The following is a 17,241-nucleotide window of genomic DNA, read 5'->3' on the forward strand; positions in this document are numbered from 1 at the left end:
ATCTTGCCCTTGTAGTGGGTCATCTCCTGGGTGATGTGATTGTTCATCACACTGCGCAGCGTGTTCGCGTCGCCGATGGAGCTGACCCAGGACGGGAGCTGCGAGTGCCACACCAGGGTGTGGCCGCGCATCTTCTGGCCGTGCGCGGCGGCGTGGTTGACGATCTGGTCGCCGGGCCCGAAGTTGAAGTTGCCGCGGGACGGCTCGACGGTGTCCCACTTCATCTCGTTCTCCGGGGTGATCATGTTGAACTCCCGGTCCGCGATCCCGGCGTACGTCGCGTCGCCGAGCCGGCCGGCGGCCACCGCCGTACCGAAGTAGCGGCCGCTGCCGGCCGCTGCCGCACCCAGCGTGGTCGCTCCGGCGGCATGCACCGCGGGGCTCGCGGCGACGGCCGTCACCGAACTGACGACCAGGCACGCGGCCGCCGCCAGGACCTTGCGGAGTCGGGGCTTCCTGTTCCTTGACATGACGGATCGTTCTCCTTGGGTGGGGGAATGCGTGCACACCGGACGGGACCGGCGCCTCGTCCTGGGGGTTGCCCGAGCGCGCTCGGGCAGGACGTTCCTTCGCGCCGCTCACGCCCCCGCGGGTCCGGCCGATGGGGGAATCGGCCTGGCATCCGTGCCACATGTGAGCGCTAACAGTTTTCGATGGACGCGACCTGACATGTCCATGTGAAATCTCCATCAGGCGATGCGCGCTGTCAATACCTGGTGCAGCGGCGGACCCGGGGAACCGATTTCGACCCTGCATCAGGTACCCACGGGGGTGCACGAGCACGGGAACCCGCTCGGCCGGGGGCTCGAGGCGGCCGATACCCGTTGTAGCAGCGATCCGCAGGCCCGTGGCGATGACCTTCGGTCAGGTGGCGGAAGCGGGGGCGCGACTGGTGGCGGCGAACGCAGACCTGCGAACGCCGGCGCCGTACCCGCCACTGCCGCCGGTATCCTGACGGATCGTCACGAGATGCCTCCGACCTGCACGGTCGCGCTTCCGGCCGTCGGTCGGTGGGTGCCCCGTCGCGGCCGACTGCGCGGTGGCACCTAGGGTCCGGAGGCTCCTCGCGGAGTGCTCGGCGGCCGCGAAACTTACAGTCGAGCCGCGACGGAGACCGAGGCGGTGGCAGCCGCAGCGACGCCGGGCCGGCTGAGGGGGCCGCGCCGCACCCGCACCGGCACCTCGAGCCCGTCGACGAAACGGTGCCGGCGGCGGCTGCGGGGCGGGGTCCATCACGCGCTCGGCGACGGACCGGCTGCGCCCAGGCGGAGGTTGCGGCGTACTGCATCCACCGGACCCTGCTGTCCGGGTGCCGCCAGGCCCCTCGGGCCGGTTGGCGGCGACTCCGCAGATGCGGCCCACGTGGGTGCGCCACCACGCACCGCGCCCCGGCCGCGTTCTGCCGGCGCGCGCACGCGTGGCTCGCCCAACCCCCGTTACCGACCCCGGGGTCCGTCCGGTCGATCACCACACTCGCTAGGCTCTCCTCCTGGAGGGGGTGGCTGAAGCAGTGATGACACGTGAGTCCGCCGTTGCGATGGTGCAGAAGATCATGGACGGGGACTGCTACAACGACGCCGAGATCGACCGCACGCTGGAGGCGCTGGACAGGGGCCTCGGCTGCCCGAGTGGCTATGTCAGCGACTTGATCTTCTCGATCTACCCGCCCGACCAGCCGGAGCCGACAGCGGCCGAGGTGGTCGAACTGGCCCTCGCCCACCGACCGTTCGCGCCGTGAGAACGACAACTGCTCGGGCGTTCTTCAGCTGGCGACGCGCCTCGGACACGTGACCAGGTCATTGGTCTTCGGTCGGTGAGAGCGGCTCTGACCGCAACTCCGTGAAGCCTCGCTTCGTCCCGGGCCCGGAGCCGGCCGTGGCTCCCGTGCAGCTATCCGGGTGCCTTCCGGGTGGCTCGTGAGCGAGAGACAACCGGTGCGGGGAATGTCGTCCCGCACGAGATGACCCGGGACCGATGAGGAGACCAGCGTGTACGCAGCAGTGCGGCGGTACCAAGGGGTGACCGATCCCGCGGAGGCAGGACGCCGCGTGGCCGAGGGATTCGTGCCCCTCCTTCGCGAGGTTCCCGGATTCGTGGCCTACTACTGGATTGACGCCGGGGACGGAGTGATGATCTCCACCAGCGTCTTCGAAGACCAAGCCGGGGCGGAAGAATCGGTCCAGAAGGCTGCGGAGTTCGTGCGGGACAACCTCGCGTCACTGCTCCCCCATCCTCCCCAGGTCACGGCCGGCCAGGTCGTGGCTGCCGGGTAGCGACCTCTCCGCAGCGGGCCCTTCACGGAACTGCGGTCAGAGCCGTGAAAGGCCTCCTGCGGTGCGGTCAGTGGCGGGCGGCGTCGGCGGCGGGTCGCAGGACCTCCTCGCACCACTGGCGGAAGGTGGTCGGCGTGCTGTTCTCGGTGGTGCGGAGTACGCCCTCGTCGAGGCCGTCGGTCTTGGCGGTTGCCATGTCGGCGATCGCCCGGGCCATGCCGGGTGACGCGCCGAAGGAGAGCATGGCCGCCTCCAGCGACGCGGCCTCGACCTGGACGTAGCGCACCGGTATGCCGAGCACGTCGGTGATGACGGCGGCCATGTCGTTGCCCGACAGGTCCTTCGGGCCGAGCACCGGGATCTCGGCGAACCCGGCCCAGGTGCGGTCGAGCAGCAGGCGGGCGGCGGTGCCGCCGATGTCGCGGGTGGCCACCAGGGGCAGCTTGTGGTCGGGGGCGAGGGGCCCGGAGATCACGCCGTCGTCCAGGATGGTGCGGAGGTCGCGCAGCGTGTTGTCCATGAAGGTCGGATTGGCGAGTGAGCGGTAGTTCGTGACGGTGGCGAACAGGTCGTCCATGGCCAGCGAGGCGGTGACGTGGCCCGCCCGGTCGGCGACGGCGGTTCCGCGGCCGAGCGCCGAGACCCCGACGACGTGGCGGACGCCGTGCGCGGCGACGGCCTCGACGCCCGGCCTGCTGTACTCGACGTAGGAGGTCATCACGTCGGGGGCACGGTGGTCGCTGGGCATCAGCCAGAACACCGCGTCGGCACGGGCGAAGGCCTTGTCGACCACCGCGGCGTCGCGGTGGGAGCCCTGCACGATCTCGACACGGTCGCGGACGGTGGGAGACAGTCGCCGAGGGTCGCGGACGATGACCCGGACCGGCTCTCCGGCGTCGAGGAGCTGCTCGACGACGTGGCGGCCGATCTTGGCGGTGGGTGCGGTGACGACAATCATGAGTGTCCTCCGGGGCGAACCCAATATGTAGACTCGACCGTACCGTTTACTTGTGGAAGAGGCCAGCATGCCAGCGCGACGAGGCGAGAAGCTCCGCGAACACATCCTGTGGACCGCGAAGGACGTGTTCCTCGAGGCCGGCTTCGAGCGCACCTCGATGGACGTCGTCGCCCAGCGGGCCGAGACCTCCAAGCGCTCGCTCTACGCCCACTTCCCCAGCAAGGCCGCCCTCTTCTCCGGGGTGGTCTCCCTGGTGCGCGAGCTCTACCTCGAGCGCCTGGGCTCGCCGGAGGACTACGTCACCGCGGAGCGGGCCGATCCGGCCGACGCCCTCGTGCGCTACTGCGGGCGGCTCCTGCAACTGCTGCTGTGGTCCTCGTCCCTGCGCACGCTGCGGATGGGGATCGCGGAGGCCGAGTGGGTGCCCGAGATCGCGTCCGGCTACTACGAGGCGGTTTTCGAGGCCCCGATGGCGCGGATCGGCGCGTACGTCCGCCGGACCTGGGGCCTGACGCAGGAGGAGGCGCGGGAGGTGGCCGAGATCCTCGTCGGTCGGACGGTCTACCCCGAACTGGTGCAGGCCCTGCTCGGCGTGCGGGAGCCGATCGCCGAGCGCCCCGACGAGGCCACCCTCGCCTCCGACGTCGAGCTCGACCGGATCGCCGCGAGCATCCGAGGACTCGTCCCGGGCGCACCGGCGTCCTAGCCGCAGCGGCTCTGCCGGTTGCCCCCAGGGCGACACGTCCGGCGCCGGCATCCCCACCGCGAGCACCCACCACAGGCCTCGACGGCGGGGACGTCCGCCTAGCCGAAGAGCCGGCGCTGGATCTCCCGGCGGTAGTCCTCGAGTGTCCGGTCGAGGTGGATGCCCGTGGCCTCGGCCGCCTCGTCGGGGCGGCCGTCGCGGATGGCGCGGTAGATCGCCTCGTGCTCCTCGACCGCGAACTTGGTGCCTTCGCCGAGCGAGTCGTGGATCCCGATCGAGCTTGACTGGCGCTGCAGTCGGCGCGCGTCCCGCACGGCGCTGACCAGGAAGGTGTTGTGCGAGGCGGCGGCCACGGCGGCGTGGAAGTCCTCGTCGGCGGTGTTGAAGACGTCGACCTGGCCCTGGGTGAAGCCGTGCCGGCACTGCTGCGCGGCGAGTTCGATGGTCCGCAGCTCGGCGGGGGTGGCGCGGGTGGCGGCCAGCTTGCTCGCGGCCACCTCCTGGACCCTGCGGAACTCGAACAGCATCAGCACGTGGTCGAGGTCGACGGGACGGAAGAACCCGCCCCAGCGGCTGGTGATGAGCATGCCCTCGTCGTCCGCGACGAACAGACCGCGCCCCTTGTGCGCCCGGACCCGGCCGAGCGCCGAGAGGATCTTCACGGCCTCCCGCACCACCGCCCTGCTGGTGTTCAGCTGCTGGGCCAGGTCGTTCTCGGTGGGCAGCCGATCGCCCGCCACCAGCCTGGCCTCGGCGATGAACTCCAGGATCCGCTCCGCGACGATCTCGTACCCTGGCCGATAGTCACGCTGCGCGCCCACGTCGGTCGCCGCCGCCGCAGCGGTGGGAGCAGCCTGCGTCGGCAGGGCTGCCTGGGTCGCGGGCGTGTCGTTCATGTGTCCTGCCTCCTGGCTGACGCGGCTGGCGGCTGATCGCTGCGGAACGACGCACATCGTATCTCAATCATCGATGAGTAGTACTCATCCTGCGGTCACAGTTCCCCAGGGAGGCGAGCCCTCCGCGCGGTCAAACTATGTCAACCGCGGCATATGGGCCAGCTCCGCCATGTCGTCGAGCACAAGTCGTTAGTAAGAGGCCTGTCCAAACCCTTGACGCACCCCTCGATAGGGCGGCTAATTTCTTCGCAACGGAACGGGACGGCCGTACATGCTTCAGGCATCCGACCGGTTACGACCCTGAGTCGCCCCTAATTCGCGCCACCTGCCCGCCTGCTCGGGGCGCCCTGTGAAAGTGGAGGTCGCAATGACCGTCAAGAACCCTTCGTCCGGCCGGGAGAGAACGTCCGGCAAGCGGCGCGCCGCGCTGCTCGCCTGCTGCGCGGCCGCCGCGGCGCTGACCCTCACCGCCTGTAGCAGCGGCGGTGGCACCGGCACGACGGCGAAGGACGGCTTCGCCCAGGCGCCGCAGAAGGACGGTGCGCTGACCGTCTGGGTGGACGCCACCCGGATGGACGCCGCGAAGCTGTACCAGCAGCTGCACCCGGAGGTGAAGCTGGACATCGTCAGCTACGACGGCGACGCCAACGGCTCGAACTACCTGCAGACCAAGGTCCAGCTGTTCAACCGGACCGGCAAGGGCTGGCCGGACGTCGTCTTCAGCTCGCAGAACAACGAGGCGTCCTGGGCCGTCGACGCGGGCTTCGCCGCTCCGCTCAACAAGGGCCTGGTCCCGGCCGACACGCTGGGCAAGTTCGCCGAGGGCGCCAACAACCCCTGCACGGTCGACGGCACGGTGTACTGCCTGCGCAACGACCTGTCCCAGGCGGTGCTCTGGTACAACGCGCCGCTGATGAAGCAGTTCGGCTACCAGCTGCCGACCACCTGGGAGGAGTACCAGGCGCTCGGCGAGAAGGTGGCCGCGGAGCACCCGGGCTACCTGGTGGGCGACGCGGGCGACTCCTACACCCCCGAGATCTACCTGTGGGCGAGCAAGTGCGGCGCCAACCACATCACCGGCCCCAAGGCCGTCTCGGTGAACACCTCCGGCGAGGCCTGCACCAAGATGGCCAAGCTCATGGACACCCTGATCACCGACAAGTCGATGTCGATCAGCGGCGTCTTCAGCACCGACTTCGCCAAGAACCAGGCCGACAAGGTCCTGCTGATGCCCGGCCCGGCGTGGTACGGCGGCGCGGTGTTCAAGGACACCCTCAAGACCCCGGCCAAGACGATCGGCGCGGCACCGCTCCCGCAGTGGAAGGGCGACTCCTCGCCGTCCACCGGCAACGTCGGCGGCGGCACCTGGCTGCTGTCGCAGCACTCCGAGCACCTCAAGGCCGCCACCGACTTCCTGACCTGGGTCACCACCGACACCGCCTACCAGGGCGAGAAGGCCCCCGGCTTCCCCGCGCACGCGCCGTCGGCCGAGGCGTGGCTGAAGGGGCAGGACGCCTCCGGCTACTTCGCCAGCGACCTGAGCGCCCTGAAGACCGCCTCCTCCCAGGTCTGGAACGGCTGGGGCTCGGGACAGTACAGCCAGGAGGCGATCTGGGCCGCCACCGTCAAGCCCGGCATGACCCAGGGCAAGACCATCGTCTCGATGCTTCCGGCCTGGCAGGAAGCCATCGTCAAGTACGCCGAGTCGGACGGATACAAGGTCTCCTCGTGACGCTCACCCCCTCAAGGGCCACCTCTGCCGGTCGGCGCCCCCGCGGCGCCGCCCCGCAGGGCTGGGCCGGCACGGCCTTCGTCGCCGCCTACGTGATCCTGCTGGTGGCCTTCGGCGTCCTGCCGACCGCGTACGCGGTCTACTTCGCCTTCACCGACGCCGGGGGCGCGTTCACCGGCTTCGCCAACTTCGTGACCACGGCCAAGGACTTCCGGTTCCTGGACGGCGTGGGCCACGTCGCCCTCTACCTCGCCTGCTGGCTGCTGTCCCTGGTGGTGTTCGTGGTGGCCCTGGCGCTGCTGCTGCACCGCCTGGCCTCGGGCACCGTCAGCAAGGCGCTGCGCTTCCTCTTCTACATCCCGGGAGCGCTGGCCGGCGCCGCGAGCGTGCTGGTGTGGCTGTTCATGCTCGACCCGACGGTCAGCCCGGTCAACTCGCTGCTGAGCATGCTGGGCTTCCACACCTTCGGCGAGGTGATCGCACCGGGCAACCTGCCCGTCCTGTTCACGATCATCGCGTTCTGGACCGGTGCGGGCGGGTGGATCGTCGTCATGTACGGCGCCCTCAACAACATCCCCATGGACGTGGTGGAGGCCGCGCGCATCGACGGAGCGGGCCCCTGGCAGACCGCCTGGCACGTGCAGATCCCGATGCTCCGCAAGTGGATCGTCTACATGGTGATCCTGGCCTTCGCGGGCGGCGCCCAGCTGTTCGTCGAGCCGCAGCTGCTCTCCCAGGCCAGCGTCGGCGTGGCCGGACGCGACTACTCGCTCAACCAGTTGACGTACGACTTCGCCTTCCAGATGAACAACATCAACGGCGCCGCCGCGGTCTCGGTCGAGCTCCTGGTCGTCAGCGTGTCGGCCGCCGCCGTCTTCGTCGCACGGTCGGGGTTCTTCGATGCCGACTAGGACACCTGAACGTCGGGTCGCCACCACGGCGGACCCGGAACGGGAAGCCCCCACCATGAACCGATCCGCCCGCCGTCCCGTACGACGCCTGACCTCCCGGCTGCTGGTCGGAGTCGCCCTGGCCGCGTTCCTGGTCTTCTTCGTGCTGCCGGTGCTGTGGCTCCTGCTCGCCGCGACCAAGACCGACCAGCAGCTGGTGCACGGCAACCCGCTGTCGTTCGGCTCGTTCCGGGCGCTCGGGGACAACTGGCACGCGCTCACGTCGTTCCAGGACGACGCCGTCATGCTGTGGCTGCGCAACTCCGCGCTCTACTCGGTGATCTCACTGGCCATCACCCTCGTGGTCGCCATTCCCGCGGGCTACGCCCTGGCCATGACCGAGTTCCGCGGCCGGCGCACCCTGCTGATCGCCACCCTGGTCGTGATGCTCATGCCGAACGCCACCCTGGTGGTGCCGCTGTTCCTGGAGCTCAACGCGGTGCGCCTGATCGGCACCATGTGGTCGATCATCCTGCCGTACGCGTTCTACCCCTTCGGCGTGTACCTGACGTACATCTACTTCACCACCGCCGTGCCGAAGGACCTGCTGGCGGCGGCCCGGATCGACGGCTGCTCGGAGTTCCGCGTCTTCTGGCACATCGCGCTGCCGCTGGCGACGCCGGTCATCGCGCTGGTGGGCTTCTTCAGCTTCGTCGCCAACTGGACCAACTACTTCCTGCCGTACGTCATGCTCCCCGAGAGCGACCAGATGCCCATCCAGGTCGGCGTCGGCACCCTGCTCAGCAACGTGCCGTCCTTCAACCCGGCCGTCGGCTCGCTCGCGATCGAGCGCCCGCAGCTCGCCCTGGCGACGCTGCTGGCCATCACGCCGGTCCTGATCGTCTTCCTCTTCGCCCAGCGCTTCCTGGTCAGCGGGATGCTCGCCGGCGCCACCAAGGAGTAGCGGCCCCACCGCCCGGCCGCCGTACCCGGCGTGCGCCGTCCCGCCGCCCACCCGAACGGAGATCAACCATGCCCTCCAGCCCTGCCGCCCGCCCCGCGGACGAGGACGCCCACCCCGGCGACCCGCTCCCGCCAGTCGACCTCGAGGCCGGCGTGCCGCTGCTCGAACCGCCCGGCTGGGCCGTGGCGCAGCGGTCCCTGTTCGACCTGCTCGACCACGCGTGGCGGCGCTTCGCCGAGGCGTTCACCGGCCCGGACGGACGGCTGAACTACACCGGCGAGCTGACCACCCGTGACGGCGTGGACGACTTCTACGAGGTGTTCTTCAACTGGCCGCAGCTGTACCTGCTGGGCGGCTCCGAGGAACTGCTGGCCGCCAGTGAGCAGCACTGGGAGGGCGTGACCCGGCAGCTCACCGAGCTCGACATGCTGAAGGACGAGTACGAGCGCGGCTACGACTGGTTCCACCAGGGCGAGAGCCTGCTGCTGCTGTACTTCCTGTGCATGGCCGCCCCCGACCGCTGGTCCGAGCGCGCCCTGCGCTTCGCCGAGCTGTACGTCGACCCGGCCCACGGCAACTACGACCCGGAGCACCGGATCATCACCCGGCCGCACAACGGCAGCGACCCGGACCGCACGGGCGTGTCCGACGGTGACGTCTACCCGTGGCTGCAGAAGGAGGCCGACACCTACGGCTATCCGCTGGAGTGGATACCGGAGGCCCAGGGCGGCTCGTTCCCGCTCGACGCGGACCCGCGGCTGGGCGCGCAGATGCGCGAGCGGATGGGCGTCGGCGACACCGCGGTCAACCTGGCCGCGGCCGGGCTGGTCCTGAACGCCTGGATCCTGACCCACGAGGAGCGCTACCGCGACTGGATCGTGGACTACGTCGGCGCCTGGCGGGAGCGCACCGAGGCGAACGGCGGTGTGCTCCCGGACAACGTCAGCCCGGACGGGGTGGTCGGCGGTCTGCACGAGGGCCGCTGGTACGGCGGGCACTACGGCTGGTCCTGGCCGCACGGCTGGCACAGCGTGGGCCACGCGGCGACCGTCGCGGCGCTCGCGGCGGCCACCGTCACCGGCGAGGACGACTACCTGTCGATGGTCGCCACCACGCTGGACGCCATGATCGACCAGGCCAAGGTGATGCCGCACACCGAGGCAGACTCCAGCCTGCCCTGCAAGTGGGCGGTCGAACTCGCCGGGGACGAGTCCACCCCCACCATCCACCTGCCCTTCCGGTACAAGGACTCGGGCTGGTTCGACTACAACCCGGCCACCCCGCCCGTCCCGGTGGCGCTGTGGCACCACACGGCGGCCGACGCGGACCGCGCCCGCCTGGAGCGGCTGCGCGAGGCCGACGGGATCGACTGGCGCACCCTGCGGCCGTTCCGCGCCAAGGAGGAGTCCGCGCACGAGAAGGCCTGGTTCGCCTTCCTGACCGGCGACGACCCCGGCTACCCGGAGCGGATCCTCGCCACCGCGCAGGCCCAGATCCGCCACCGCCTGCGGCGCGTCGAGCGTTACAAGGACCTGGACGTGCCCGAGGCCGACATCCACGTCTGGCAGCAGTGCAACCCGGTCGCCACCGAGGCCCTCGTCCAACTGACCTGGGGCGGCCCGCAGGTGCTGTACAACGGCGGCCTGCAGCAGGCCCGACTGCGGTACCACGACGCCGAGGCGCGCCGGGCGGGCCTGCCGCCGGAGGTCGCCGCGCTGGTCACCTCGATCGACCCGGAGGCGACCACCGTCGAGCTGGTCAACCTCTCCCCCGAATCCGCGCGCACGGTGATCGTCCAGGCCGGCGCCTTCGCCGAGCACCGCATCACCGGCGTGACGTACACGACCTGCACGGACGACGGCTGGATCGGGGACATGTACGACTACGGCCACACCCAGCCCGTGGTCACCGAGGCGGAGCTCGCCTTCGACGGCGCCTTCCTGACGGTCCGTCTGCCCGCCTCCAGCCGGGTCGAGCTGACGCTGCGTCTGCGCCTGCGCGCCGACCGGCCCAGCTACCGCTCGCCGTTCGACGCGACCGAGGGAGTGACCGCGTGAAGCGCATCGCCCAGACCATCAGGCTCCGGCCCGAGCACCGCGAGGAGTACCTCGAACTCCACTCCGCGGTCTGGCCCGGCGTCGAGGCCGCCCTGCACCGGGCCAACATCCGCAACTTCAGCATCTTCCTGCACGGCGAGGCGCTGTTCTCCTACTTCGAGTACCACGGCGACGACTTCGAGGCGGACATGGCCGTCCTGGAGGCCGACCCGGTGACCCAGGAGTGGTGGAAGCTCACCGATCCCTGCCAGGAGCCGTGGCCCGACCGCGGCGACTCCCGCCAGTGGACGGAGCTCCCGGAGATCTGGCACCTCACCCCGCCGGAACCGGACCGCCCGTGACCCCCGACACCGCCCCGCTCGTCGACGCCCACCACCACCTGTGGGACCTCGAACAGCGTCCGCAGTCCTGGCTCGACGAGCCCGCCCTGGCATCGATCCGCCGGACCTTCACGCCCGACGACCTGCGCACGGCCGCCACCCGGCCGATCGCGGGCCGGCGGCTGCACCGCACGGTCGCCGTGCAGTGCATCCCGGACGTGCCCGAGACGGCGGACCTGCTCGCCCTGGCGGAGCGGGAGCCGCTGATCGCCGCAGTGGTCGGCTGGGCGGACCTCACCTCCCCGGCCGTCGGCGAGCAGCTCGACGCGCTGCTCGCCGGGCCGGGCGGCGGGTACCTGCGCTCCCTGCGCCACCTGGTGCAGGGCGAGGAGGACCCGGCGTGGCTGCAACGGCCCGAGGTCGAACGCGGCCTGACGGCGCTCCAGGCCCGCGGGCTCGGCTACGACGTGCTGGTCCGCGACCACCAGCTCGGCCAGGCGATCCGCCTGGCCGCGCGGTTCCCGGACCTGCCCCAGGTGCTCGACCACGCCGGCAAGCCGGCCGTCGCCACCGGTGAACTCGCCGAGTGGGAGCGCCAGTTGCACCTGCTGGCCCGGCACCCGCAGGTGGTCTGCAAGGTGTCGGGGCTGATCACCGAGGCGGACCACCAGCGGTGGACCGTCGCCGACCTCCGGCCGGTGTGGGACGTCCTGCTGTCCGCCTTCGGTCCCGACCGCCTGATGTTCGGCTCCGACTGGCCGGTCGCCGTCCTCGCGGGCGGCTGGAACCGCTGGGCCGCCGCCGTGGACGAGCTGCTCGACGGGCTCTCCGCCACCGAGGTCCACGCGGTGCTCGCCGGCACCGCGACCGCCTTCTACCGGCTCCAGCCCGCCGCACCCGGTATCTGACCGTCCCACCCACCACCGAAGGACCCTGAACCCGATGACTCTCGCCGTCCGTTACACGGCCGCCCGCACGCTGGACACCGCGGCGGTCGACGCTCCCGAGCCCGGTCCGGGCGAGGTGGAGCTGGCCCCCGCCTTCGTCGGCATCTGCGGCACCGACCTGCACATCTTCCACGGCGACATGGACGCCCGGGTCGCCGCGCCGGCCGTCCTCGGACACGAGATGTCCGGCCGGATCGTCCGGGTCGGCCCCGGCGTCGAGGGCTGGCAGCCCGGCGACGCGGTCACCGTGATGCCGCTGCGCTGGGACGACACCTGCCCGGCCTGCCGGGCCGGCCACCGACACGTCTGCCAGCACCTGGACTTCATCGGCATCGACTCCCCCGGCGCGATGCAGCAGCGCTGGACGGTGCCCGCCTCGACGCTGATCGCCCTGCCGCAGTCGCTCCCGCTGGACCGGGCCGCGCTCGTCGAGCCGACCGCCGTCGCCGTGCACGACGTGGGCCGCGCCGCCGTGCAGCCCGGCGAGAAGGTCGTGGTGGTCGGCGGCGGCCCGGTCGGCGTCCTGATCGCGCTGGTCGCCCGGGCCGCGGGCGCGGACGTGCGGGTGGTCGAGCTGAGCGCCCACCGGCGGCTGCTCGCCGAGGAGTTGGGGCTGGCGGCGTGGAACCCGGCCGACGACGACGTCCCGGCCCTGGTGCAGGAGTGGACGGCGGAGGCCGGCGCGGATGTCGCCTTCGAGGTCTCCGGCGCGGCCGGCGGCGTGGACACCGCCGTGGAGGTGCTGGGCGTCCGCGGGCGGCTGTGCCTGGTCGCCATCCACCCGCGCCCCCGCGAGGTGAACCTGCACCGCTTCTTCTGGCGCGAACTGACCCTGGTGGGCGCCCGGTTGTACGACCGCGGCGACTTCGAGCGGGCGGTGGAGCTGGTGGCGGACGGCACCGTTCCGGCCGAGCGGCTGATCAGCAAGGTCGTCCCGCTGCGGCAGGCGCCCGCCGCGTTCGAGGCCCTGGAGGGCGGCGGCGACGTGATGAAGATCCTCGTGGACTGCACCGACGACACCCAGGGAGCCTCCGCATGAGCGCGTTCGACCTCACCGGCCGGCTGGCCGTCGTCACCGGGGCCCGGCGCGGCATCGGCCGGGCCATGGCCCGCGCCCTCGCCGAGGCCGGCGCGGACGTCATCGGCGTCAGCGCCAACCTGGAGGAGACCGGCAGCGACGTCGAGAAGGACGTGCTCGCCGCGGGCCGCACCTTCGAGGCGATCCGGACCGACTTCGCCGACCCCGAGGCCGTCCGGGCGCTGGGCGCCGACCTCGCCGGACGCGCGCGCCCGGTGGACATCCTGGTCAACAACGCGGGCACCATCCGCCGCGCCCCGGCCGCCGAACACACCGACGCCGACTGGGACCTGGTCCTCCAGGTCAACCTCACCGCGCAGTTCGCGCTGACCCGTGCGGTGGGCGCGGCGATGGTCGCCCGCGGGCAGGGGAAGATCGTCTTCACCGCCTCGCTGCTCAGCTTCCAGGGCGGGATCACCGTCCCCGGCTACACCGCCGCCAAGCACGGCGTCGCCGGCCTGACCAAGGCGCTGGCCAACGAGTGGGCGCCGCACGGGGTGAACGTCAACGCCATCGCTCCCGGCTACATCGCCACCGACAACACCCAGGCCCTGCAGGACGACCCCGCGCGCAGCAGGGCGATCCTGGAGCGCATCCCGGCCGGCCGCTGGGGCGGCGCCGACGACCTGGCGGGTGCCACGGTGTTCCTCGCCTCGGACGCCGCCGCCTACGTCCACGGCGTCGTCCTGCCCGTCGACGGCGGGTGGCTCGGCCGCTGAGCGGCCCCGCACCCGGCCGCGACGCCTCCCCGCCAACGCTGACCCAGGAGCACCCCTTGCAGCAACGCGAGATCCCCGGCACGCCCGTCGCCCTCACCGGGCTCGGCTTCGGCGCCGCCGTCATCGGCAACCTGTACAAGGCCACCCCGGCCGAGGAGGCGATCGCCGCCGTCGACGCGGCCTGGGACGCCGGTGTCCGTTACTTCGACACCGCGCCCCACTACGGCCTCGGCCTGTCCGAGGAGCGCCTCGGACAGGCCCTGCGCGACCGGCCCCGGGACTCCTACGTCCTGTCCTCGAAGGTCGGCCGCCTGCTGGTGCCCAACCCCCGGCCCACCGGCACCGACGACGAGGGCTTCGCCGTCCCCGACGACCTGTGCCGCCGCTGGGACTTCAGCCGCGACGGCGTCCTGCGGTCGATCGAGGACTCGCTCGCCCGCACCGGCCTGGACCGCCTCGACGTCGTCTACGTCCACGACCCCGACGACCACTGGCAGCCGGCCGCCGAGGAGGCGGTGCCCGCGCTCGCGGAGCTGCGCGACCAAGGCGTGATCGGCGCGATCGGCGCCGGCATGAACCAGTCGGCGATGCTCGCCCGCTTCCTGCGCGAGACCGCCGCCGACGTGGTGATGCTGGCCGGCCGCTACACGCTGCTGGACCAGTCGGCGCTGGACGACGTGCTGCCCGCCGCGCAGGAGCACGGCAAGGGCGTCGTCGCGGTCGGCGTCTTCAACTCGGGCCTGCTCTCCCGCGACCGGCCCGCCGCCGGGATGAAGTACGACTACCGGGACGCCCCGCCGGAGCTGGTCGCGCGGGCCCTGGCGATCGCCGAGGTCTGCGAGGCGCACGGCACCACCCTGCCCGCCGCCGCCATCGCCTTCCCGTACACCCACCCCGCGGTCGTCAACGTCACCCTCGGCATGCGCAGCCCCGAGCAGGTGGCACGCAACGCGGAGCTGTACCGGAGCGCCGTGCCCGAATCCCTCTGGGACGACCTGCGCGCCGCGGGGCTGATCAGGCCGGACGTGCCGCGCGGGCCGGCCGCCGGGTGAGCCCGGGCGTCACGGCAGGCTGATCGTCTGGGCGCACCAGATGGTCTTGCCGTGGGTGGTGTGCCGGGTGCCCCAGCCCTGGGTGAGCTGGGCGACGAGCATCAGTCCCCGGCCGCCCTCGTCGAAGGTGCGCGCGCGGCGCAGGTGCGGGGTGGTCTCGCTGGCGTCGGCGACCTCGCAGACCAGCGAGGAGTCGCGGATCAGCCGCAGCCTGATCGGCGGCTCGCCGTACTTGATGGCGTTGGTGACCAGCTCGCTGACGACCAGTTCGGTGACGAACGCCGCCTCCGCCATGCCCCAGGCCTCCAGCCGGTCGACGGCGAACTGCCTTGCGTGCGGCACCTGCGCGAAGTCCGGCTCGACGTCCAGGACGGCGACGTGGTCGGGCGGGAGCGCGTGGGTCCGCGCGAGCAGCAGGGCGGCGTCGTCCGTGCGCTGGTCGGGGAGCACGGCGGTCATCGCCGCGTCGCAGAGGGCCTGCAGCGAGCCGGCCGGCTCGTTCAGGACGCGCAGCAGTTCGGCGGTCCCCTCGTCGGAGTCGCGCGCGCGGCTCTCCACCAGCCCGTCGGTGTACAGGGCGATCAGGCTGCCTTCGGGCAGTTCGAACTCGGCCGCCTCGAACGGCAGTCCGCCGATGCCGAGCGGCGGTCCCGGCCGGGCGGCCACCGGGGTCCTGGTGCCGTCCGGTGCGATGACCAGCGGCAGCGGGTGGCCGGCGCTCGCCAGCGAGCAGCGGCGGGAGACCAGGTCGTAGACGGCGTACAGGCAGGTCGCGCCGGACTCGCCGGTCGAGTCGAAGACGGCGTCGGACTGGAAGCCGCTGCGGAGGTGCATGACCAGGTCGTCCAGGTGGGTCAGCAGCTCGTCCGGCGGCAGGTCCACGTCGGCCAGCGTGCGGACCGCCGTGCGCAGCCGGCCCATGCTGGCCGAGGCGTGCAGGCCGTGCCCGACGACGTCGCCGACGACCAGGGCGACCCGGGCGCCGGACAGCGGAATGACGTCGAACCAGTCGCCGCCGACTCCCGCGCCGGCTCCGGCGGGCAGGTAGCCGCAGGCCACCTCGATCGCCTCCTGGCTGGGCAGCCCCTGCGGCAGCAGGCTGCGCTGGAGGGTCAGCGCGGTGGTGTGCTCGCGGGTGTACCGGCGGGCGTTGTCGATGGCCACGGCCGCCTTGGCGGTCAGCTCCTCGGCGAGGATCAGGTCGTCGGCGGTGAAGCTCTCCGGCCGGTCGTTGCGGGCGAAGGCGACGACGCCGAGCAGCGCGCCGCGCGCCCTGAGCGGCACGGTGATCCGGCCGGTCAGCCCCTTCGCGGCGATGGTCCCGTCGATCACCGGGTTGCCCGGCGGCCAGTGGGCCGGGTCGGCGGCGAGCCCGGGGCCGAAGCCCCATTCGCCGCCCGGGCCGGGTTCGGAGGCGAGCTGCACCGTCGACCGGCCGGCGGCCATGCAGCGGACCGCGAGGGAGTGCGGGGAGTAGTGGACCGTCGGCGCGGACTCGGGACGCCCGTCCGCGTCCCCGTTCCCGCCGTGCCGGCCGACCCGTCTGAGCGCGACGGTCCCGTCGACCGTGAACGCCGCGGACAGCGGCGGTTCGTCCCCGCGCAGCACCTCCTCGAACAGGTCGACGGTGACCAGGTCGGCGAAGCCCGGCACCGAGGTCCTGGCCAGTTCCTCGGCGGTGCTGACCACGTCGAGGGTCTGGCCGATGCCGCTGCTGGCCTCGCCCAGGACGAGCAGCCGCTGCCGGGCCCAGTACTCGGCGCTCATGTCGAAGCCCCAGTTGGCGACCGCGCGGACGTTGCCCTCGTCGTCCCGGACGGGCCACATGCTGGTGGCCCAGGCGTTGGCGTAGTTGCTGCCGAGCGGGCGGAAGACCGTGATCAGCCGCGCGGGTCGGCCCGTCCTGGCGACCTCGGCGAGCTTGTTGGTGTACGCCAGGCCGTCGAGCTCGGGAAACAGCTCGCGGTACCTCTCACCGAGCACCTGCTGCTCCGTGTGCGCGATCACCCGGCCCGCGACGGCGTTGATCCACAGGAACCGCAGTTCGGGGTCGTAGACCCCCAGGGCGAAGGGGCACTGCTCGAAGGCCCGGTCGGCGATCACCGGGCGGCGCCCCCAGCGCTGGAAGGTCACCACGCGGCTCGGCGCCCCGCCGTCGGCGTCGCGCAGGGCGTGTACCGTCATCACGGCGTCCACCGTGGAGCCGTCCCGGTGGCGCAGGGTGAGCACGCGGCCCGGGCCGGTGTCGCGACTCGCGGGGAATCCGGGCGGAGGATCGACCAGCAGGTCCGCCGCGGGGCGCCCGACGGTCTCCTGCGCCGTCCAGCCCAACAGCAGCCGCCCGCCGTCGCTCCAGCCCCTCACCACGCCGTCCGGGTCCACCACGACGACAGCCGTGGGGGCGTCCCGCCTGTCAGCCGTCTCCACGCCTTGCCTCCGTCCCGGGGCCGGGCACACCGGAACGCGATTCCGGCTCGGCTCCCAGCCTAGGTCGCGTCCGACGGCACCAGCCATCCGGTGGGCTCGGATGGCGACACATTTTGGTCCACATGAGTCGTACTCATTTCGCCACCGCGGCCGTCGAACGCGCCAGACCTGCGCGCCGACGGACGACGCCGCGACGGCTATGAGCTGGTAGTTCTCTGCTCC

16 protein-coding genes are annotated in these 17,241 nt (G+C 71.9%); 12 read left to right on the forward strand and 4 right to left on the reverse strand.

The window, feature by feature from the left end; all coding sequences use genetic code 11:
* Window positions 1–470 (reverse strand): endo-1,4-beta-xylanase (locus ACWD4U_RS30310; RefSeq protein WP_363459803.1); only part of this gene is annotated, 470 nt, incomplete at its 3' end.
* A gap of 1,043 nt (window positions 471–1,513) precedes the next feature.
* Between ACWD4U_RS30310 and ACWD4U_RS30315 the strand changes: the two genes are divergently transcribed.
* Together ACWD4U_RS30315 and ACWD4U_RS30320 are read left to right on the forward strand one after the other, a co-directional pair.
* A complete protein-coding gene (locus tag ACWD4U_RS30315; protein ID WP_363459804.1) occupies window positions 1,514–1,738 on the forward strand; it encodes an e9imm peptide in 225 nt (74 codons plus the stop codon).
* Between the two features lie 250 nt (window positions 1,739–1,988).
* Window positions 1,989–2,273: a hypothetical protein gene (locus ACWD4U_RS30320; protein ID WP_363459805.1), complete on the forward strand. Its 285-nt coding sequence runs from the start codon at window positions 1,989–1,991 to the stop codon at window positions 2,271–2,273.
* 67 nt (window positions 2,274–2,340) lie between these two features.
* On the opposite strand, the gene ACWD4U_RS30325 is transcribed toward ACWD4U_RS30320, so the two are convergent.
* A complete protein-coding gene (locus ACWD4U_RS30325; RefSeq protein ID WP_363459807.1) occupies window positions 2,341–3,231 on the reverse strand; it encodes an NmrA family NAD(P)-binding protein in 891 nt (296 codons plus the stop codon).
* A 67-nt stretch (window positions 3,232–3,298) separates the two neighbouring features.
* Here ACWD4U_RS30325 and ACWD4U_RS30330 point away from each other — a divergent pair, with 67 nt between their 5' ends.
* Window positions 3,299–3,937: a TetR/AcrR family transcriptional regulator gene (locus ACWD4U_RS30330; protein WP_363459808.1), complete on the forward strand. Its 639-nt coding sequence runs from the start codon at window positions 3,299–3,301 to the stop codon at window positions 3,935–3,937.
* A gap of 98 nt (window positions 3,938–4,035) precedes the next feature.
* Here ACWD4U_RS30330 and ACWD4U_RS30335 read toward each other — a convergent pair whose 3' ends face one another.
* Window positions 4,036–4,833 (reverse strand): FadR/GntR family transcriptional regulator, encoded by a 798-nt coding sequence (locus tag ACWD4U_RS30335; RefSeq protein ID WP_363459809.1) that lies wholly within the window; start codon window positions 4,831–4,833, stop codon window positions 4,036–4,038.
* Between the two features lie 367 nt (window positions 4,834–5,200).
* Here ACWD4U_RS30335 and ACWD4U_RS30340 point away from each other — a divergent pair, with 367 nt between their 5' ends.
* From ACWD4U_RS30340 to ACWD4U_RS30380, 9 genes are all read left to right on the forward strand, one after another.
* Entirely contained in the window at window positions 5,201–6,565 is a 1,365-nt protein-coding gene (locus tag ACWD4U_RS30340; protein WP_363459810.1) for an ABC transporter substrate-binding protein, read from the forward strand.
* A complete protein-coding gene (locus ACWD4U_RS30345; protein ID WP_363459811.1) occupies window positions 6,562–7,476 on the forward strand; it encodes a carbohydrate ABC transporter permease in 915 nt (304 codons plus the stop codon). Before ACWD4U_RS30340 ends, ACWD4U_RS30345 begins: the two co-directional genes overlap by 4 nt.
* Before the next feature lie 55 nt (window positions 7,477–7,531).
* Window positions 7,532–8,419 carry a carbohydrate ABC transporter permease gene (locus tag ACWD4U_RS30350; protein ID WP_363459812.1) on the forward strand — a complete coding sequence of 296 codons (888 nt, stop codon included), beginning with the start codon at window positions 7,532–7,534 and terminating at the stop codon, window positions 8,417–8,419.
* A 68-nt stretch (window positions 8,420–8,487) separates the two neighbouring features.
* Window positions 8,488–10,476 (forward strand): hypothetical protein, encoded by a 1,989-nt coding sequence (locus ACWD4U_RS30355; RefSeq protein ID WP_363459813.1) that lies wholly within the window; start codon window positions 8,488–8,490, stop codon window positions 10,474–10,476.
* Window positions 10,473–10,817, forward strand: a complete 345-nt coding sequence (locus tag ACWD4U_RS30360) for an L-rhamnose mutarotase (protein WP_363459814.1) — start codon at window positions 10,473–10,475, stop codon at window positions 10,815–10,817. The genes ACWD4U_RS30355 and ACWD4U_RS30360 overlap by 4 nt, the downstream gene beginning before the upstream one ends.
* A complete protein-coding gene (locus ACWD4U_RS30365) occupies window positions 10,814–11,704 on the forward strand; it encodes an amidohydrolase family protein (RefSeq protein ID WP_363459815.1) in 891 nt (296 codons plus the stop codon). Before ACWD4U_RS30360 ends, ACWD4U_RS30365 begins: the two co-directional genes overlap by 4 nt.
* 34 nt (window positions 11,705–11,738) lie before the next feature.
* Window positions 11,739–12,782: a zinc-dependent alcohol dehydrogenase gene (locus tag ACWD4U_RS30370; protein ID WP_363459816.1), complete on the forward strand. Its 1,044-nt coding sequence runs from the start codon at window positions 11,739–11,741 to the stop codon at window positions 12,780–12,782.
* Window positions 12,779–13,540: an SDR family oxidoreductase gene (locus tag ACWD4U_RS30375; protein ID WP_363459817.1), complete on the forward strand. Its 762-nt coding sequence runs from the start codon at window positions 12,779–12,781 to the stop codon at window positions 13,538–13,540. The genes ACWD4U_RS30370 and ACWD4U_RS30375 overlap by 4 nt, the downstream gene beginning before the upstream one ends.
* A gap of 56 nt (window positions 13,541–13,596) precedes the next feature.
* Window positions 13,597–14,592: an aldo/keto reductase gene (locus tag ACWD4U_RS30380; RefSeq protein WP_363459818.1), complete on the forward strand. Its 996-nt coding sequence runs from the start codon at window positions 13,597–13,599 to the stop codon at window positions 14,590–14,592.
* Window positions 14,593–14,601: 9 nt separating this feature from the next.
* On the opposite strand, the gene ACWD4U_RS30385 is transcribed toward ACWD4U_RS30380, so the two are convergent.
* On the reverse strand, window positions 14,602–17,019 hold the full coding sequence (locus ACWD4U_RS30385; RefSeq protein ID WP_363459819.1) for a SpoIIE family protein phosphatase: 2,418 nt from the start codon (window positions 17,017–17,019) through the stop codon (window positions 14,602–14,604).
* Between the last annotated feature and the right edge of the window lie 222 nt (window positions 17,020–17,241).

This window comes from Kitasatospora sp. NPDC002522 (genome assembly GCF_053595195.1).

Bases quoted from the DNA above. Each gene is read 5' to 3' on its own strand.
- ACWD4U_RS30370 (WP_363459816.1), top strand. From the start codon at position 11,739: ATGACTCTCGCCGTCCGTTACACGGCCGCCCGCACGCTGGACACCGCG.
- ACWD4U_RS30315 (WP_363459804.1), top strand. From the start codon at position 1,514: ATGACACGTGAGTCCGCCGTTGCGATGGTGCAGAAGATCATGGACGGG.
- ACWD4U_RS30340 (WP_363459810.1), top strand. From the start codon at position 5,201: ATGACCGTCAAGAACCCTTCGTCCGGCCGGGAGAGAACGTCCGGCAAG.
- ACWD4U_RS30350 (WP_363459812.1), top strand. From the start codon at position 7,532: ATGAACCGATCCGCCCGCCGTCCCGTACGACGCCTGACCTCCCGGCTG.
- ACWD4U_RS30375 (WP_363459817.1), top strand. From the start codon at position 12,779: ATGAGCGCGTTCGACCTCACCGGCCGGCTGGCCGTCGTCACCGGGGCC.
- ACWD4U_RS30330 (WP_363459808.1), top strand. From the start codon at position 3,299: ATGCCAGCGCGACGAGGCGAGAAGCTCCGCGAACACATCCTGTGGACC.
- ACWD4U_RS30335 (WP_363459809.1), bottom strand. From the start codon at position 4,833: ATGAACGACACGCCCGCGACCCAGGCAGCCCTGCCGACGCAGGCTGCT.
- ACWD4U_RS30355 (WP_363459813.1), top strand. From the start codon at position 8,488: ATGCCCTCCAGCCCTGCCGCCCGCCCCGCGGACGAGGACGCCCACCCC.
- ACWD4U_RS30325 (WP_363459807.1), bottom strand. From the start codon at position 3,231: ATGATTGTCGTCACCGCACCCACCGCCAAGATCGGCCGCCACGTCGTC.